The following is a 13,908-nucleotide window of genomic DNA, read 5'->3' on the forward strand; positions in this document are numbered from 1 at the left end:
CTAGAGGTCGAGGACCAGGCGGGTTCCCTTGCAGCGGGAGACGCAGATCATCATGGTCTCGTTGGTGGCGCGTTCGGCGTCGGTGAGGACCGTGTCGCGGTGGTCGGGGACGCCGTCGAGCACGTCGGTCTCGCAGGTGCCGCAGGTGCCCTCGGTGCAGGAGTAGAGGACTTCGACGCCTGCCGAGCGGACGGCCTCAAGGACGGATTGGTCCGGGGTGACGGTCAACGTCCGCGTGGAGCGGGCGAGTTCGAGCTCGAAGGAGTCGAGAGGGGTCTCCTGCTCCAGGGGCTGGAAGCGCTCCAGGTGGAGGGTTCCGGGCGGCCAGTTCGCGGTGTGGTGGGCGGTGACGGCGTCGAGGAGCGGGGTCGGGCCGCAGCAGTAGACGCGGGTGTCCGGGTCGGGGTCGGCGAGGGCGGCGGGCAGGTCGAGCAGACCGGTCTCGTCGTGCGGGGCGATGCGGATGCGGCCGGGGCCGTAGCGGGCGGTCAACTCGTCGGCGTACGCCATGGATTGGCGGGTGCGGCCTCCGTAGAGGAGTGTCCACTCGGCGCCGACGGACTCCGCCGCCGCGAGCATCGGGAGCAGCGGGGTGATGCCGATGCCGCCCGCGACGAAGCGGTAGCGGGGCGCGGGGTGGAGGGGGAAGTGGTTGCGGGGGCCGCGGGCGGTGACCTTCGTGCCGGGTGCCAGTTCGCGGTGGACGTGGGCTGAACCACCGCGCCCCGCAGGCTCGTTGAGGACGGCGATGCGCCAGGTGCGGCGGTCGGCGGGGTCGCCGCAGAGGGAGTAGGTGCGGATCAGGTCGGGGGTGAGCACCAGGTCGATGTGGGCGCCGGGATCCCAGGCGGGGAGGTCGGCGCCGTCCGGGGCGCGGAGGGTGAGCGCGAGGACGCCGTCAGCGATCAACTCCGCCTGCTCCACGGACAGTTCGAGGTCGCACGTCGTCGTCATTGGTGTCCTTCGGGGTGGGACAGCATCCAGTCCCACATCTCGACCGGGTCCTGGGCGGTGTGCTCGGCGCCGCAGTGGCAGGTGCCGTGCAGGCGGTCGGTGCCGGGGAGCCAGTGGATGCGGTACACCTTCCCGGACGTATCTCCGCCGGTCATCGCACCGCCTCCACCGGCTTGGCGCCCTCTTCGGCCAGGCGGGCGAGGATGCGGCGGGCGGCGAGGGCGCCGGTGTCGATGTTGATGCTGAGTTCCTGGTAGCCGTCGGGCTCGGTGTCCAGGGTGCGCTGGAGGAGGTTGAGGGCGTTGACGTCCTGCATGACGACCTCGTGGTTGAAGTCCCGCAGGAACGCGGTCACTTCGGCGTCGTCGGTGGCGAAGTCGCGGGAGACCGCCCAGAAGTCGTAGACCTTGCCCTCGCTGGAGGGGGTGATGGCGTACGTGATCTCGGTGTGGAAGGCGTTCGGGTCGGTGCCGTCCGCCTCGGGGAGGACGCCCACGGGTGCGATGCGGCTGTGCAGGAGGTAGAGGCAGGGGGCGAAGTACTCGATGTCCTGCCAGCGGGTGATCCGGCCGTCGATTCCGGTGGAGCGGGCGTAGAAGGGCGGGCATGCGGCGTCGTCCATGTGGCGGCTGACGCGCACGATGCCGGCGTCCTCGTCGACCTCGGTGGTGATGGGGGTCTCGGCGACCTCGGGGGTGCCGATGCAGCCGCCGTGCAGATACGTCTCGTGGGAGAGGTCCATGAGGTTGTCGACAAGGAGGCCGTAGTCGCCGTCGATGGGCTCCATGCCGGTGACGGTCGTCCACGCCGGGTCGGCGAGGTGGCGGGCGCGCGGAATGGTCTGCGGGTCGGCGAGGGCCGGGTCGCCGATCCAGATCCAGATCAGGGCGTCCTGCTCGACGAGTGGATAGGAGGCGACGCGGGCGGTGCGCGGGACGCGCTTCTGGCCGGGCACGGAGACGCAGGTGCCGGTGGTGTCGTAGGTGAAGCCGTGGTAGCCGCAGACGATGCGGTCGCCGTCGAGGCGGCTCTCGGAGAGCGGGAAGCGCCGGTGCACGCAGCGGTCGGCGAGGGCGACGGGGGTGTGGTCGTCCTCGGTGCGGTAGAGCACGACGGGCTCGCCGAGGATCGTACGGCCGAGGAGTTCGCGGCCGATCTCGTGGGCGTAGGCGGCGACGTACCACTGGTTGCGGGCGAAGGGCGTGCTGGTGGAGGTCATGCGCTTACGGTCGTGACGCGGGCCACCGGGCGGCAAGGCGACTTCCGTCAGGCGGAAGGTCCTTCTGTGTACGTCAGGCGGGAGGGCCTTCCGCGTACGGTTCCGGCTTGGGCTGCCAGCCGAGCGCCCGGGAGATGCCGCGTGCGGCGAGGCGGACGGCGGGTATCAACGCCGGTACCTGCGCGCCCCGTTCGGGCACGACGACCGAGACGGCGGCGACGACCGACCCGTCCGGGCCGCGCACGGCGGAGGCCACGGACAGGGCGTCGTCAGTGATCTGACGGCCGCTCACCGCGCAGCCGGTGCGCCGCACTTCGGCCAGCACGCGGCGCAGCCGGGCCGGGTCGGTGATCGTGTACGGGGTGAACGCGGCCAGCGGGCTGCTCGTGTACGCCTCCTGGAGCGCGGCGTCGCCGTGCGCGAGCAGGGCGAGGCCGACCCCGGTGGCGTGCAGGGGCCACCGGGCGCCGACCCTTGTCCGTACCCCTACCGCCGAACGGCCCGAAAGCCACTCGATGTAGACGACCTCCGTGCCGTCGCGCACCGCGAACTGCACGTTCTCGTGGGTCGCCTCGTACAGGTCCTCCAGGAAGGGCAGGGCAACCTGCCGCAGCCCGAGCCCGCGCGGGGCAAGGGCTGCGGTCTCCCACAGGCGCAGTCCGATGTGGTACGTCCCGGCCGCGTCCCGCTCCAGTGCGCCCCACGCGGTGAGCGCGCCGACGAGCCGGTGCGCGGTGGTGAGGGTGAGCCCGGCCCGCTTGGCGATGTCGGTCAGCATGAGCGCCGGGTGCGCGTGGTCGAACGCGCCGAGGACGGCGAGGAGCCGGGCGGGTGCGTCGCGGGGCGGCGGGGGCTTGGCGGTCACGGGGTCATCTGATCACTGGGGGTCCGGGGCCTCGCTCCCGAGGTCCCCGCGGGCCCGTCCGTGACGAGGGCTTCGCCGCTGGTCTCGCGCATGAACCACAGGGTGATGACGGTGATGAGCGCGCCCGCGCACAGGAGTACGGCGAGCGGGGTGCTGCTGCCCTTGTAGGCGGCGAGGAGGCTGCCGGCGATCAACGGGGAGAAGCCTGCGCCGATGAGGGTCGCGCCCTGGTAGCCGAGGGATGCGCCGGTGTAGCGGACGCGGGTGCCGAACATTTCGGAGAGGAGGGCGCCCAGCGGGCCGTACATCGTGGACTGGGCGACGCCGTGGCCGAGGCAGATCGCCAGGATCAGCAGGCCGGGAGAGCCCGAGTCGACCAGCGCGACGATCGGGAAGGCGAGGGCTGCGGAGGCGACGGCCCCGGCGAGGACGACGGGGCGCCGGCCGACGCGGTCGGAGAAGGCGGAGGCGGCGGGGAGGACGAAGAGGGCGACCACCGAGGCGAGGGTGACGGCGGTGAGGACCTGTGGGCGGGTGTACCCGTGGGTGACGGCGTACGAAATCATGAAGCCGGTCAGCAGGGACTGTGCGGTGAACGCGCCGATGCCGACACAGGCCGCCTGGAGGACGGGCTTCGGCTTGCGCAGGAGTTCCAGGATGGGGGGTTTCGGCGGGGTGGCCGTCGACTCCTGTGTGCGCCGGGCCTCCTGGAAGAGCGGGCTTTCGGTGACCTTCAGGCGTACGAAGAGGCCGACGCCGAGCAGCACCACGCTGAGCAGGAACGGTATGCGCCAGCCCCAGCTGCGGAAGTCGTCGTCGGGGAGGGCGGAGACGAGGGTGACGACTCCGGCGGAGAGCACCGAGCCGAGCGGGGCGCCGAGTTGGGTGGCGCTGGACCACAGGCCGCGGCGCTTGCCACCCGCGTGCTCGACGTGTTCCACGACCATGAGGGTCGCGCCGCCCCATTCGCCGCCGATCGCCAGGCCCTGCACCACGCGCAGGGTGACCAGCAGGACCGGGGCCCAGACGCCGATGGCGTCGTAGGTGGGTAGCAGGCCGATGAGGAAACTGCCCGTGCCCATCATGAGCATGGTCAGCAGCATGATGGATTTGCGGCCGACGCGGTCGCCGAAGTGGCCGAAGACGATGCCGCCGAGCGGGCGGGCGAGGTAGCCCGCGGCGAAGGTGCCGAAGGCCGCGATGGTGCCGACGGCCGGGTCCGCCTCGGGGAAGAACAGCTCGCCGAAGACGAGGGCGGCGACCGTGCCGTAGACGAGGAAATCGTAGAGCTCCACGGCGGTGCCGAGCAGGCCGGAGAGCGCGACGCGGCGCAACTGCTTCTGCTGGAGGGGGTCTTGACTGGCGGGGGGACGGGGTGACTGCACGTCGGGCTCCCTGGGGCCGGGCCAATGTCACCGCGAAATTAGGCACCCTCCCGACGGCCGTCAATATTCTGCACAACATTGATCAGCCGAGACCCGCTTCCGCGACGCGGCGCAGCAGGGCGTGCAGGGTGTCGCGCTCGGCCGGGTCGAGCGGGGCGAGCAAGTCGTCGGTGACGCGCTCACCTGCGGCTTCGGTGCTCTTGAGGAACGCGCGGCCCGCTTCCGTGAGCACGACGACGCGGCTTCGGCGGTCACCGGGAGCCGGGCGGCGTTCGGCGAAGCCGAGGCGTTCCAGGTCGTCGACCAGGCCGACGATCGCGCTCGGGTCGTAGCCGAGCCGGGCGCTCAGCTCGCGCTGGAGCGCACCCTCGGAACCGGCGAGGAAGCGCAGCAGCGCGTAGTGGCGCAGGCGCAGACCGGACTCCTGGAGCGAGGTGTTGAAGAGCTGCCCGGAGCGCAGGCCGAGCCGGTAGAGCAGGTAGCCGGTGTCGGCGTGCAGGCCGAGCATCCAGGGCTCGCGGGCGTCAATGGACTCTTCGGGTGCGGGTGCGGGTGCGGATGCGGATGCGGATGCGGGCGCGGGTGCGGGTGCGGATGCGGCGGGCTTGGTGATGACGGGCTCCCTGATCGGCGCGTGCGGCGTACGGGGCACAGCATGACGCAGATCGAATGTGCCAACAACCATTGACATCAACAATGATTGTCCCTAGCTTCGATCTGGGCGACGGAGTCCGGCCCGGGTCCGGCTCAGGTCAGACTCCGGTGCCGCTCACCCCTTCCCTCAACCCCCTTGATGCGTAAGGACACTTCTGTGCCTTCTCTCGATCTGACCGGCAAGGTTGCCCTCGTCACCGGCAGCGGACGCGGCCTCGGACTCGCCTATGCCCAGGCGCTGGCGGCGGCCGGCGCGTCCGTCGTCGTCAACGACCTCGACGAGGCCGTCGCCGAAGCGGCCGTCAAGGCGATCCGCGAGGCGGGCGGCACCGCGGTCGCCGAGGTGGCGGCCGTGGGCACGACCGAGGCGGCCGAACGGCTGGTCGGCCGGGCGGTCTCGGAGTTCGGGCGGCTCGACGTGCTGGTCACCAACGCGGGCGTGCTGCGCGACAAGGTTCTGTGGAAAATGTCCGACGAGGACTTCGACACCGTGATCGGCGTGCACCTGCGCGGCACCTTCACCTGCGCACGGGCCGCGGCGGTGCGGATGCGGGAGCAGGGCGAGGGCGGCAGCCTGATCCTGGTCGGCTCCCCCGCCGGCCAGCGCGGCAACTTCGGGCAGACCAACTACGCCGCCGCCAAGGCGGGCATCGCGGCGATGGCCCGCACCTGGTCGATGGAGCTGGGCCGGGCGAACATCACCGTGAATGCGATCGTGCCGGTCGCGGCGACCGCGATGACCGAGACCATCCCGGCCTTCGCCCCGTACGTGGAGGCGCTGCGGGGCGGCGAGCCGCTGCCGGAGTTCCTGCGCAAGGGCGAGGGCTTCGGCACCGCCGAGGACTGCGCGGCGCTCGTGCCGTTCCTCGCCTCGGAGGCGGCGCGCGACGTCACCGGCCAGTGCATCGGCGTCGGCGGCGACCGGCTCACCCTGTGGTCGCACCCGCAGGAGGTGTCGGTCGCGTACGCGGACGGCGGCTGGAGCCCGCAGACCATCGCCGCGTCCTGGCACACCTCGGTGGGCGCCGCACCGCAAACGGTGGGCATCCCGGCCCCGAAGATCCCGTCGAGCCAGGAGGCGTGAACCCGTGAGCACCACGGACCCCGTACACATGACGGACCCCGCAAGCACCACGGACCCCGCAAGCACGACGAACGCAGCCCCCGTCATGAACGTCGCCGACCTCGTCGCCGTCGACGTGCACACCCACGCCGAGGTCTCCGCCAAGGGCAACGTCTCCCTCGACGACGACCTGGCCGACGCCTCCAGCGCCTACTTCAAGCTGGACGGCCGCAACCGCAAGCCCACCCTGCCCGAGATCGCCGCGTACTACCGCGAACGCCGGATGGCCGCCGTGGTCTTCACCGTCGACGCCGAGCACGCCACCGGCACCGCGCCCGTCCCCAACGACGAGGTCGCCGAGGCCGCCGCCGCCAACGCGGACGTGCTGATCCCGTTCGCCTCGATCGACCCGTTCCGGGGGAAGGCGGGAGTGCGCCAGGCGCGCCGGCTGGTGGAGGAGTACGGAGTCAAGGGCTTCAAGTTCCACCCGAACATCCAGGGCTTCTTCCCCAACGACCGCCTCGCCTACGAGCTGTACGAGGTGATCGAGGAGGCCGGGGCCGTCGCCCTCTTCCACACCGGGCAGACCGGCATCGGCGCCGGGGTGCCGGGCGGCGGGGGTATTCGGCTGAAGTACTCCAACCCGATGCACGTCGACGACGTCGCCGCCGACTTCCCGCACTTGAAGATCATCCTGGCTCATCCCTCCTTCCCCTGGCAGGACGAGGCCCTCGCGGTCGCCACCCACAAACCGGGCGTCCACATCGACCTGTCCGGCTGGTCGCCGAAGTACTTCCCGCCGCAGCTCGTCCAGTACGCCAACACCCTCCTCAAGGACAAGGTCCTCTTCGGCTCCGACTATCCGGTCCTCACCCCGGACCGCTGGCTCGCCGACTTCGACAAGCTGGGCATCAAGGACGAGGTCCGTCCGAAGATCCTGAAGGACAACGCGGTCCGGCTGCTCGGCCTCGGTTCCGGCACGGACACCGGCACCGCCACCGGTCCGGAGCACTCCGCCGCCCAGTGATCCGCCACCTCCGAAGGGGGACGCAACGATGCGCAACGAGGGAATCGGGTCCTGGCCCGCACGCCGTGCCCGCAAGACCCCGCACCGCACCGCACTGATCCACCAACGCACCGACGGACACCGGTCGTTCAGCTACGCCGACCTCCACGACCGCTCCACCCGGCTCGCCCACGTCCTGCACGCACGCGGCGTGCGGCGCGGCGACCGGGTCGCTCATCTCGGCCCCAATCACCCCTCCTTCCTGGAGACCCTCTTCGCCTCCGGTCTCCTCGGCGCCGTCTTCGTACCCCTCAACACCCGGTTGGCGATGCCCGAGATCGCCTACCAGCTCGCGGATTCGGGAGCCCGCATCCTGATCCACCACCCCAGTGTGCACGGCACCACTGACAACGCCCCGGGCACAACCCTCACAACAGCCCTTGACCTGCTGGAAGTCGGCCCGGATTACGAGGCGGCACTCGCCGCGGCCCCGGCCGCGACCATCGACGAGCCGGTCTCCCCGGACGACGTCTGCATCATCATGTACACCTCGGGCACCACCGGCCGCCCCAAGGGCGCCATGCTCACCCACGCCAACCTCGTCTGGAACGCGGTCAACGTCCTCATCGACCAGGACCTCGCCGCCGACGAACGGGCCCTGGTGTCCGCCCCCCTGTTCCACACCGCCGGCCTCAACATGCTGACCCTGCCGGTGCTCCTCAAGGGCGGGACCTGCGTCCTGGTCGAGTCCTTCGACCCGGACTCCACCTTCGACCTCGTCGAGGAACACCGCATCACCTTCATGTTCGGTGTGCCGACCATGTACGACCTGATGGCCCGCCACCCCCGCTGGCCCACCGCCGACCTCTCCACGATGCGCCACCTCAGCTGCGGCGGCGCCCCGGTGCCGACCGGCCTCATCGAGACGTACCAGCGCCGCGGCCTCACCTTCCAGCAGGGGTACGGGATGACGGAGGCCGCGCCCGGCACGCTCTTCCTGGCCGCCGAGCACTCGGTGGCGAAGGCGGGCACGGCGGGCGTCCCGCACTTCTTCAGCGACGTCGCCGTCGTCGGCCCCGACGGCGAGCCGGTGCCGGTCGGGGAGCTGGGCGAGGTCCAGGTGCGCGGGCCGCACGTGATGCCCGGGTACTGGGGGCTCCCGGCGGAGAGCGCGGAGGCGTTCCGCGACGGGTGGTTCCGTACCGGGGACATGGCGCGGGTGGACGCGGACGGCTTCGTCAGCATCGTCGACCGCCTCAAGGACATGATCATCTCCGGTGGCGAGAACATCTACCCGGCCGAGGTCGAGGACGCCCTGCTCGCCCACCCCGACGTCGTGGAGTGCGCCGTCATCGGCGTGGGCGATGCGCGCTGGGGCGAGGTGCCGCGCGCGGTGGTCGTCGTACGGGACGACGCGAAGGCGGAGCCGGAGGAGATCCTCGCGTCGCTGACCGGGCGGCTCGCCAAGTACAAGATCCCCAAGTCCCTGGTGGTGGCCGCCGAACTACCGCGCACCGCCTCGGGAAAGCTCGTCAAGCCGCGCGTTCGCGCTCTTTACGGCACACAAGACTCCTGACACACGAAAGAGGAACTCCCATGACCACCCTCACCGTCGACGGCCTGGACGCACTCAAGAAGCTGGCGGGCAGCGACCTGGGCACCAGTGACTGGATCACCGTCACGCAGGACCGGATCAACGGCTTCGCGGACGCGACCGGCGACCACCAGTGGATCCACACCGACCCCGAGCGCGCGAAGGACGGCCCGTTCGGCGCGCCGATCGCGCACGGATACCTCACGCTGTCGCTCTTCATCCCGCTGTTCACCGAGCTGCTCGACGTCCGGGGCGTCACCACGAAGGTCAACTACGGCCTCAACAAGGTGCGTTTCCCCGCCCCCGTGAAGGTGGACTCCCGACTGCGGCTGTCGGCCACGCTGGTCGAGGTGACGGAGGTGGCGGGCGACGGGGTGCAGCTCACCGTGTCCGGGACGATCGAGATCGAGGGCTCGGCGAAGCCCGCGTGCGTGCTGGAGAGTGTGACGCGGATGTACGCCTGAGGCTTGGCGGTACGCCTGAGGCTTGGCGGTACGCCTGAGGCTTGGCGGTACGTCTGAGGCTTGGCGGTACGTCTGAGGCTTGGCGCGGGTGCGCCCGCAGCCTCTCCCCGCTCAGCCCTCGTCCGGCCGCACCGCCACCAGGTCCAGAAGCCGTTCCGCCGACTCCCGTGCCCCCTCTCCCAGCCGGGCGTGGACCGCGCGGAACGTCTTCTCGGCCTGCTCGGCCGGCCAGTCGTCCGGCAGGTGCTTCACCGGCAGCCGCGGATCACCCCGGATGATCCGCAGCCACTCCGCGGCCAGCCGCAGCCGCAGGGCCAGCGGGTCCTCGATGGCGGCCGAGGCGTCGGCTGCGACGTCGGCCGAGCGATCGGCCGGGGCTCCGGCGAGGCCCCCGGCACTCTCCAGCGGAATCCAGCGTCGTACGAACTCCTCATAACGGCCCGCGAGTTCGGGCAGGTCCCACGCCTCCTCGATCATCGCGCCGATGTCGGTGCCCGCGTCGGCGTGCGCCCGGAAGACCTTCACATGGGCGGCCAGCCCCAGTTCCGCGACCAGGGAGGCCACGTCGACCTCGCCGGGCGCGATCCACAGCCCGCCGAACAGCGGCCCGAATCCGCTCCACACCAGCCGGGAGCGCAGGTCGTGCCGCTGCCGCTGCCAGGACTCGGGCAGCGAGAAGCCCAGCAGGGTCCAGGTGCCGTCCCAGTCGCGGTTGACCGCGCCGGTGTGCCAGACCCGGCGGTCGCCGTCGCGCAGGATCTCCTCGGAGCGGGCGGTGAGGCCGAAGTACATGCGCCGCCCCTCGCGCTGCTTGCGCAGCAGGCCGCGCCCGGCCATCCGGGTCAGTGTCGAGCGCGTCGCCTGCTCGCCGACGCCCGCGCGCGCGAACACCTCGATCACACTGCCCGAGTACACGCACACGTCCCGCCCGAGGACCTGATCACCGAGGAAGGTCAGCATCAACGACTGCGGGCGCAGGGCTTCTTCGCTGGTCACACCCCCACCGTAACCGTCCGTCGGCGCGCACTCGCCGACGGCAATACGCCCCAAACCACCCGGAGCCGGTCATCGAGCTTGCGTTCGAGGGTGGTTCGCATGGTGGGATGCTGCGATGCGACCCCCCACACGCATGACCGCTCATCCCGACCATCCCCACGACAACACCGGCCACTCCGACACCAGCCACGGCGGCCTCCCCCACACCGGCCGCCCCCGCAACCCGTACGACGAGCTGGCCGCCCTCGCTCCCCCTGAGCCGGACTACGCCGCCTACGAGCCCGACGAGCGCCTGCTCGGCCTCGGCCTGAAGTCGGATGACGACGACGAGGACGACGACGCCTGGGAGCCGCCCAACCACCGGGGCCGCAGCCGTTTCGGCGCGATACCCGTGGTGTTCAAGGTGGCCGTGACCCTGCTGGTCGTCTGCGCGTTCCTGCTGCTCGGCGACCGGTTCGCGGTGATGTACGCGCAGGACAAGGCCGAGGAGAAGCTCAAGGACACGATGCATCTGGCGACGCGTCCCGAGGTCGACATCCACGGCTTCCCGTTCCTGACCCAGGTCTTCGACAAGCGGCTCGACCGGGTCGACGTCGCGGTCCCGGACGTGGCTGCCGACCGCGTGTCGATCGCCGAGGTGCGGGCCACCGCGCGTGACATCAGCATCGTGGGCTCGCTGCCCACGTCCATCCAGGGCGCGGTCATCGGCAGCGTGGACGGCGACGTCCTGCTCTCCTTCGACGACCTCAACCGTGAACTCGGCTCGTCCCAGGCCAAGTTCAAGAAGGACGGCGAGAACCGCATCAAGGTCAGCGGCGAACTCCCCATCGCCGGTACGAAGGTGCTGCTCGGCGCGGAGGCGCACATCAAGCGTGACGGCGACCAGGCGGTGTCGACCACCATCAGCAACATGCGTGTCGACATTCCCGGCCTGATCACCTACCGCCCGGGCAAGGACCGCGCCACCTCCGGGCTGCGCCTGCACCCCGAGGCGGCGGCGCGGCTCGCCAAGGAGGGCGCCAAGATCAAGTCGCTGCTCGCGGTGCCCGCCGTGGTGGAGCGGCTGGGAGTGCCCAAGGAGTGGGTGGACAAGGCGCTGCACAGCGAGGAGGAGCTGCACCGGCTGACCGGTTCGCCCCGGTTCGTACAGCAGCTGATGAAGCTCAACCTGGTGGACGTCGTGGCCGACCACCCGTGGCTGCTGAAGAAGGTGGGCATCGACCCGAAGATGATCGCCTCGCTGCTGGCGATGCGTCCGCCGGAGCTGTCGGAGAAGCTGTCGATGTCCTTCCGGCTGCCGAAGACGCCGGGCGAGCTGCGGCTGCGGGACATCAAGGTCGAGCCGGAGGGCATCCGGGCGGACCTGAACGGGACGGGGCTGACGTTCGGGGACGTGGCGGGCAAGTAGGCCGCGCGTGTACGGGGCCGGGCGCGGCGGCGCCCGGCCCTTCGCGCGCCCTGGGGGCTCCGCCGGAGGTGCAACCACTCGGGACCGGAACACCCCGCCCCCGTGCACCCCTTACGCCACACCCAAACGACCCGCAGTGCAATTTCACATACCACTCCTTGACCTCCGCACCACCCTCCGGCGACGATCTCCCCATGCCCCTGGAACCCCTGAGCGACCCCTTCCTCGCCCTCTCCGCCCGCACCGCCCGCTTCTCCTACGGCGCCCCGCGCGCCACCTCCTTCGCCGACGACGGCGCGCGCCTCTTCTTCCTGCGCTCGGCCGGACCCACCGACCCGTACGACGACCTCTGGATCCTGGACACCGCCACCGGCGAGGAGCACCGGCTCACCGACTGCCGCACCCTCGCCCCGAGCGGCGGCGAACCCCCGCTGGTGGAAAGGCAGTTGAGGGAGCGCATCCGTCTCGTCGCGGCCGGTATCGGCTCGTACGTGCTCTCCGGTGACGGCCGCTTCGCCGTCTTCGCCCTGTACGGCCGCCTGTTCCGCGTCGCCACCGCCCCGGACGCCAAGCCGCAGCCGCAGGAACTCCCCACGCCGGGCCCGGTCTTCGACCCGCGCCCGAACGCGGACGGCTCACGGATCGCGTACGTCAGCGAGAACCGCCTGTACGTCGTGGACTGCGACCGGGACGTCACCGCGCAGGTCTCCCCGGAGGACGGCGCCCGCTGGGGTGTCGCCGAGTTCGCGGCGGCCGAGGAGCTGGGCCGCTCTCGCGGCCACTGGTGGGCGCCGGACGGCCGCACCCTGCTGGCCGCCCGGGTGGACGAGTCGGCGCTGCCCCGCCTGGACTACGGCGGCGAGTTCGCGTACCCGCAGGCCGGCGGCCCGAACGCGGACGTGCAGCTGTGGGCACTGGGCGAGGGCCACCACGTACACCTGGAGTGGGACACGTCGGCGCACCCGTACGTCACGGACGCCGGGTGGCAGTCGGACACCGAGATCCGGCTGACGGTGCAGGACCGGCTCCAGCGCGAGCTGCTCTGGCTGGCAGCAGACCCGGCATCGGGCACCACCCGGGTGCTGTCGCGGACGACGCACGCACTGTGGGTGGAGCAAGTGCCGGGCACTCCGGCCGAATTGACGGATGGTCGGATTCTGACGCCGGGCGAGACCGTGGACGGCGGTGCGCAGGCACTGGTGGCGGACGGGCGGCTGCTCACCGGGCCCGAACTCCAAGTGCGCTCTTTCGCGGGCGAGTTCGAGGGCTCGCTCGTGGTCGAGGCGGCTCTCGACGAGCCCGCCGACCAGCATGTCGTCCTGATCGACCCGGCGAGCGGGGCGGTGCGTCCGCTGACCGAGGGCCCCGGGGTGCACGCCGTGGTGGTGTCGTCCGGGGCGCTGCTGATCGTGTCGGCGGTACCGGGCGAGCAGGTCCGGCGTACCGTACGCACCTCCGACGGCCGGGAGTTGGAACTGCGCAGCCTCGCCGAGCCGCTGCCGTACACGGTCGCGCCGCGCTTCGCCCGGGTCACCACCCACCGCCTCCCGACTCAGGTGGTGCTGCCGCGCGGGCATGTCGCCGGGGAGCGGCTGCCCGTACTCCTGGACGTGTACGGCGGTCCGGGCGCGCAGGCCGTGACCAGCGACCCGCAGGCGCAGCAGCACCGGCAGTGGTGGGCCGACCAGGGCTTCGCGGTGGTGACGGTCGACAACCGGGGCACCTCGAACGTCTCGCCCGCGTTCACGCACGCCATGTACCGGGACTTCTCCCGCATCACGCTCGACGACCAGGTGGCGGCGCTGCACGAACTCGGTTCGCTGCACCCGGAGTTGGACCTGACCCGGGTCGCGGTGCGCGGCTGGTCGTACGGCGGCTACCTGGCGGCGCTCGCGGTGCTGCGGCGGCCGGACGTGTTCCACGCGGGGGTGGCGGGTGCGCCGCCCACCGACTTCCGGGAGTACGACACGGCGTACACGGAACGGTACTTGGGGCTGCCCGAGGAGAACCCCGAGGTGTACGAGGCGGACTCGCTGCGCGGTGACGCCGCCGGGCTGAGCCGTCCGCTGCTGCTGGTGCACGGCCTCGCCGACGACAACGTGCACCCGACGCACACCTTCCGTCTGTCGGAGGCGCTGACCGAGGCGGGCCGGGAGCACGAGCTGCTGACGCTGCCGGGGATCTCGCACATGACGCCGGGCGGGGTGCGGGAGCAGCTGATGGAGCACGATCTGGCTTTCCTGAAGCGGGTGTTGTAGTCACGCGAAGAAGCCCCGGGGCCCCGCAGGGTCCCGGGGCTT

Annotated in this window: 13 protein-coding genes; 6 read left to right on the forward strand and 7 right to left on the reverse strand. The window is 71.3% G+C overall.

The features are described from left to right. The 6 genes from IE269_RS13315 to IE269_RS13340 all read right to left on the reverse strand — a co-directional run bounded on the left by IE269_RS13315 (position 1) and on the right by IE269_RS13340 (position 4,931). A complete protein-coding gene (locus IE269_RS13315; protein WP_189823091.1) occupies positions 1-954 on the reverse strand; it encodes a PDR/VanB family oxidoreductase in 954 nt (317 codons plus the stop codon). Continuing rightward, positions 951-1,109, reverse strand: a complete 159-nt coding sequence (locus tag IE269_RS13320) for a hypothetical protein (protein ID WP_189823092.1) — start codon at positions 1,107-1,109, stop codon at positions 951-953. Before IE269_RS13320 ends, IE269_RS13315 begins: the two co-directional genes overlap by 4 nt. After that, positions 1,106-2,173 (reverse strand): aromatic ring-hydroxylating dioxygenase subunit alpha, encoded by a 1,068-nt coding sequence (locus tag IE269_RS13325; protein ID WP_189823093.1) that lies wholly within the window; start codon positions 2,171-2,173, stop codon positions 1,106-1,108. Before IE269_RS13325 ends, IE269_RS13320 begins: the two co-directional genes overlap by 4 nt. 73 nt (positions 2,174-2,246) lie before the next feature. Next, positions 2,247-3,038 carry an IclR family transcriptional regulator gene (locus IE269_RS13330; RefSeq protein ID WP_189823094.1) on the reverse strand — a complete coding sequence of 264 codons (792 nt, stop codon included), beginning with the start codon at positions 3,036-3,038 and terminating at the stop codon, positions 2,247-2,249. Next, entirely contained in the window at positions 3,035-4,423 is a 1,389-nt protein-coding gene (locus IE269_RS13335; RefSeq protein WP_229897610.1) for an MFS transporter, read from the reverse strand. The genes IE269_RS13330 and IE269_RS13335 overlap by 4 nt, the downstream gene beginning before the upstream one ends. Before the next feature lie 82 nt (positions 4,424-4,505). Then, a complete protein-coding gene (locus tag IE269_RS13340; protein ID WP_189823324.1) occupies positions 4,506-4,931 on the reverse strand; it encodes a MarR family winged helix-turn-helix transcriptional regulator in 426 nt (141 codons plus the stop codon). Between the two features lie 303 nt (positions 4,932-5,234). On the opposite strand from IE269_RS13340, the gene IE269_RS13345 reads away from it, so the two are divergent. From IE269_RS13345 to IE269_RS13360, 4 genes are all read left to right on the forward strand, one after another. Beyond that, positions 5,235-6,161: an SDR family NAD(P)-dependent oxidoreductase gene (locus IE269_RS13345; protein ID WP_308436942.1), complete on the forward strand. Its 927-nt coding sequence runs from the start codon at positions 5,235-5,237 to the stop codon at positions 6,159-6,161. An 85-nt stretch (positions 6,162-6,246) separates the two neighbouring features. After that, on the forward strand, positions 6,247-7,167 hold the full coding sequence (locus IE269_RS13350) for an amidohydrolase family protein (protein WP_189823325.1): 921 nt from the start codon (positions 6,247-6,249) through the stop codon (positions 7,165-7,167). Positions 7,168-7,195: 28 nt separating this feature from the next. Further along, entirely contained in the window at positions 7,196-8,722 is a 1,527-nt protein-coding gene (locus IE269_RS13355) for an acyl-CoA synthetase (RefSeq protein WP_189823096.1), read from the forward strand. Positions 8,723-8,742: 20 nt separating this feature from the next. Beyond that, positions 8,743-9,204: a MaoC family dehydratase gene (locus IE269_RS13360; RefSeq protein WP_189823097.1), complete on the forward strand. Its 462-nt coding sequence runs from the start codon at positions 8,743-8,745 to the stop codon at positions 9,202-9,204. 111 nt (positions 9,205-9,315) lie between these two features. On the opposite strand, the gene IE269_RS13365 is transcribed toward IE269_RS13360, so the two are convergent. After that, the gene (locus IE269_RS13365; protein WP_229897611.1) at positions 9,316-10,200 is read right to left on the reverse strand and encodes a PaaX family transcriptional regulator; all 885 of its coding nucleotides are present in this window, start codon (positions 10,198-10,200) and stop codon (positions 9,316-9,318) included. A gap of 133 nt (positions 10,201-10,333) precedes the next feature. Here IE269_RS13365 and IE269_RS13370 point away from each other — a divergent pair, with 133 nt between their 5' ends. Then, the gene (locus tag IE269_RS13370) at positions 10,334-11,608 is read left to right on the forward strand and encodes an LmeA family phospholipid-binding protein (protein WP_229897612.1); all 1,275 of its coding nucleotides are present in this window, start codon (positions 10,334-10,336) and stop codon (positions 11,606-11,608) included. Between the two features lie 194 nt (positions 11,609-11,802). Further along, complete coding sequence (locus tag IE269_RS13375; RefSeq protein WP_189823099.1) at positions 11,803-13,866, forward strand: S9 family peptidase; 2,064 nt, start codon at positions 11,803-11,805, stop codon at positions 13,864-13,866. Positions 13,867-13,908: the final 42 nt, after the last annotated feature.

The sequence above is a fragment of the Streptomyces spiroverticillatus genome, assembly GCA_014650415.1.
Classification (GTDB): Bacteria; Actinomycetota; Actinomycetes; order Streptomycetales; family Streptomycetaceae; genus Streptomyces; species Streptomyces spiroverticillatus.

What these genes read in the sequence shown, in the direction of transcription:
- IE269_RS13315 (WP_189823091.1), bottom strand. Translation starts at nt 954, where the DNA reads ATGACGACGACGTGCGACCTCGAACTGTCCGTGGAGCAGGCGGAGTTG.
- IE269_RS13320 (WP_189823092.1), bottom strand. Translation starts at nt 1,109, where the DNA reads ATGACCGGCGGAGATACGTCCGGGAAGGTGTACCGCATCCACTGGCTC.
- IE269_RS13325 (WP_189823093.1), bottom strand. Translation starts at nt 2,173, where the DNA reads ATGACCTCCACCAGCACGCCCTTCGCCCGCAACCAGTGGTACGTCGCC.
- IE269_RS13340 (WP_189823324.1), bottom strand. Translation starts at nt 4,931, where the DNA reads ATGCTCGGCCTGCACGCCGACACCGGCTACCTGCTCTACCGGCTCGGC.
- IE269_RS13350 (WP_189823325.1), top strand. Translation starts at nt 6,247, where the DNA reads ATGAACGTCGCCGACCTCGTCGCCGTCGACGTGCACACCCACGCCGAG.
- IE269_RS13355 (WP_189823096.1), top strand. Translation starts at nt 7,196, where the DNA reads ATGCGCAACGAGGGAATCGGGTCCTGGCCCGCACGCCGTGCCCGCAAG.
- IE269_RS13360 (WP_189823097.1), top strand. Translation starts at nt 8,743, where the DNA reads ATGACCACCCTCACCGTCGACGGCCTGGACGCACTCAAGAAGCTGGCG.
- IE269_RS13370 (WP_229897612.1), top strand. Translation starts at nt 10,334, where the DNA reads ATGACCGCTCATCCCGACCATCCCCACGACAACACCGGCCACTCCGAC.
- IE269_RS13375 (WP_189823099.1), top strand. Translation starts at nt 11,803, where the DNA reads ATGCCCCTGGAACCCCTGAGCGACCCCTTCCTCGCCCTCTCCGCCCGC.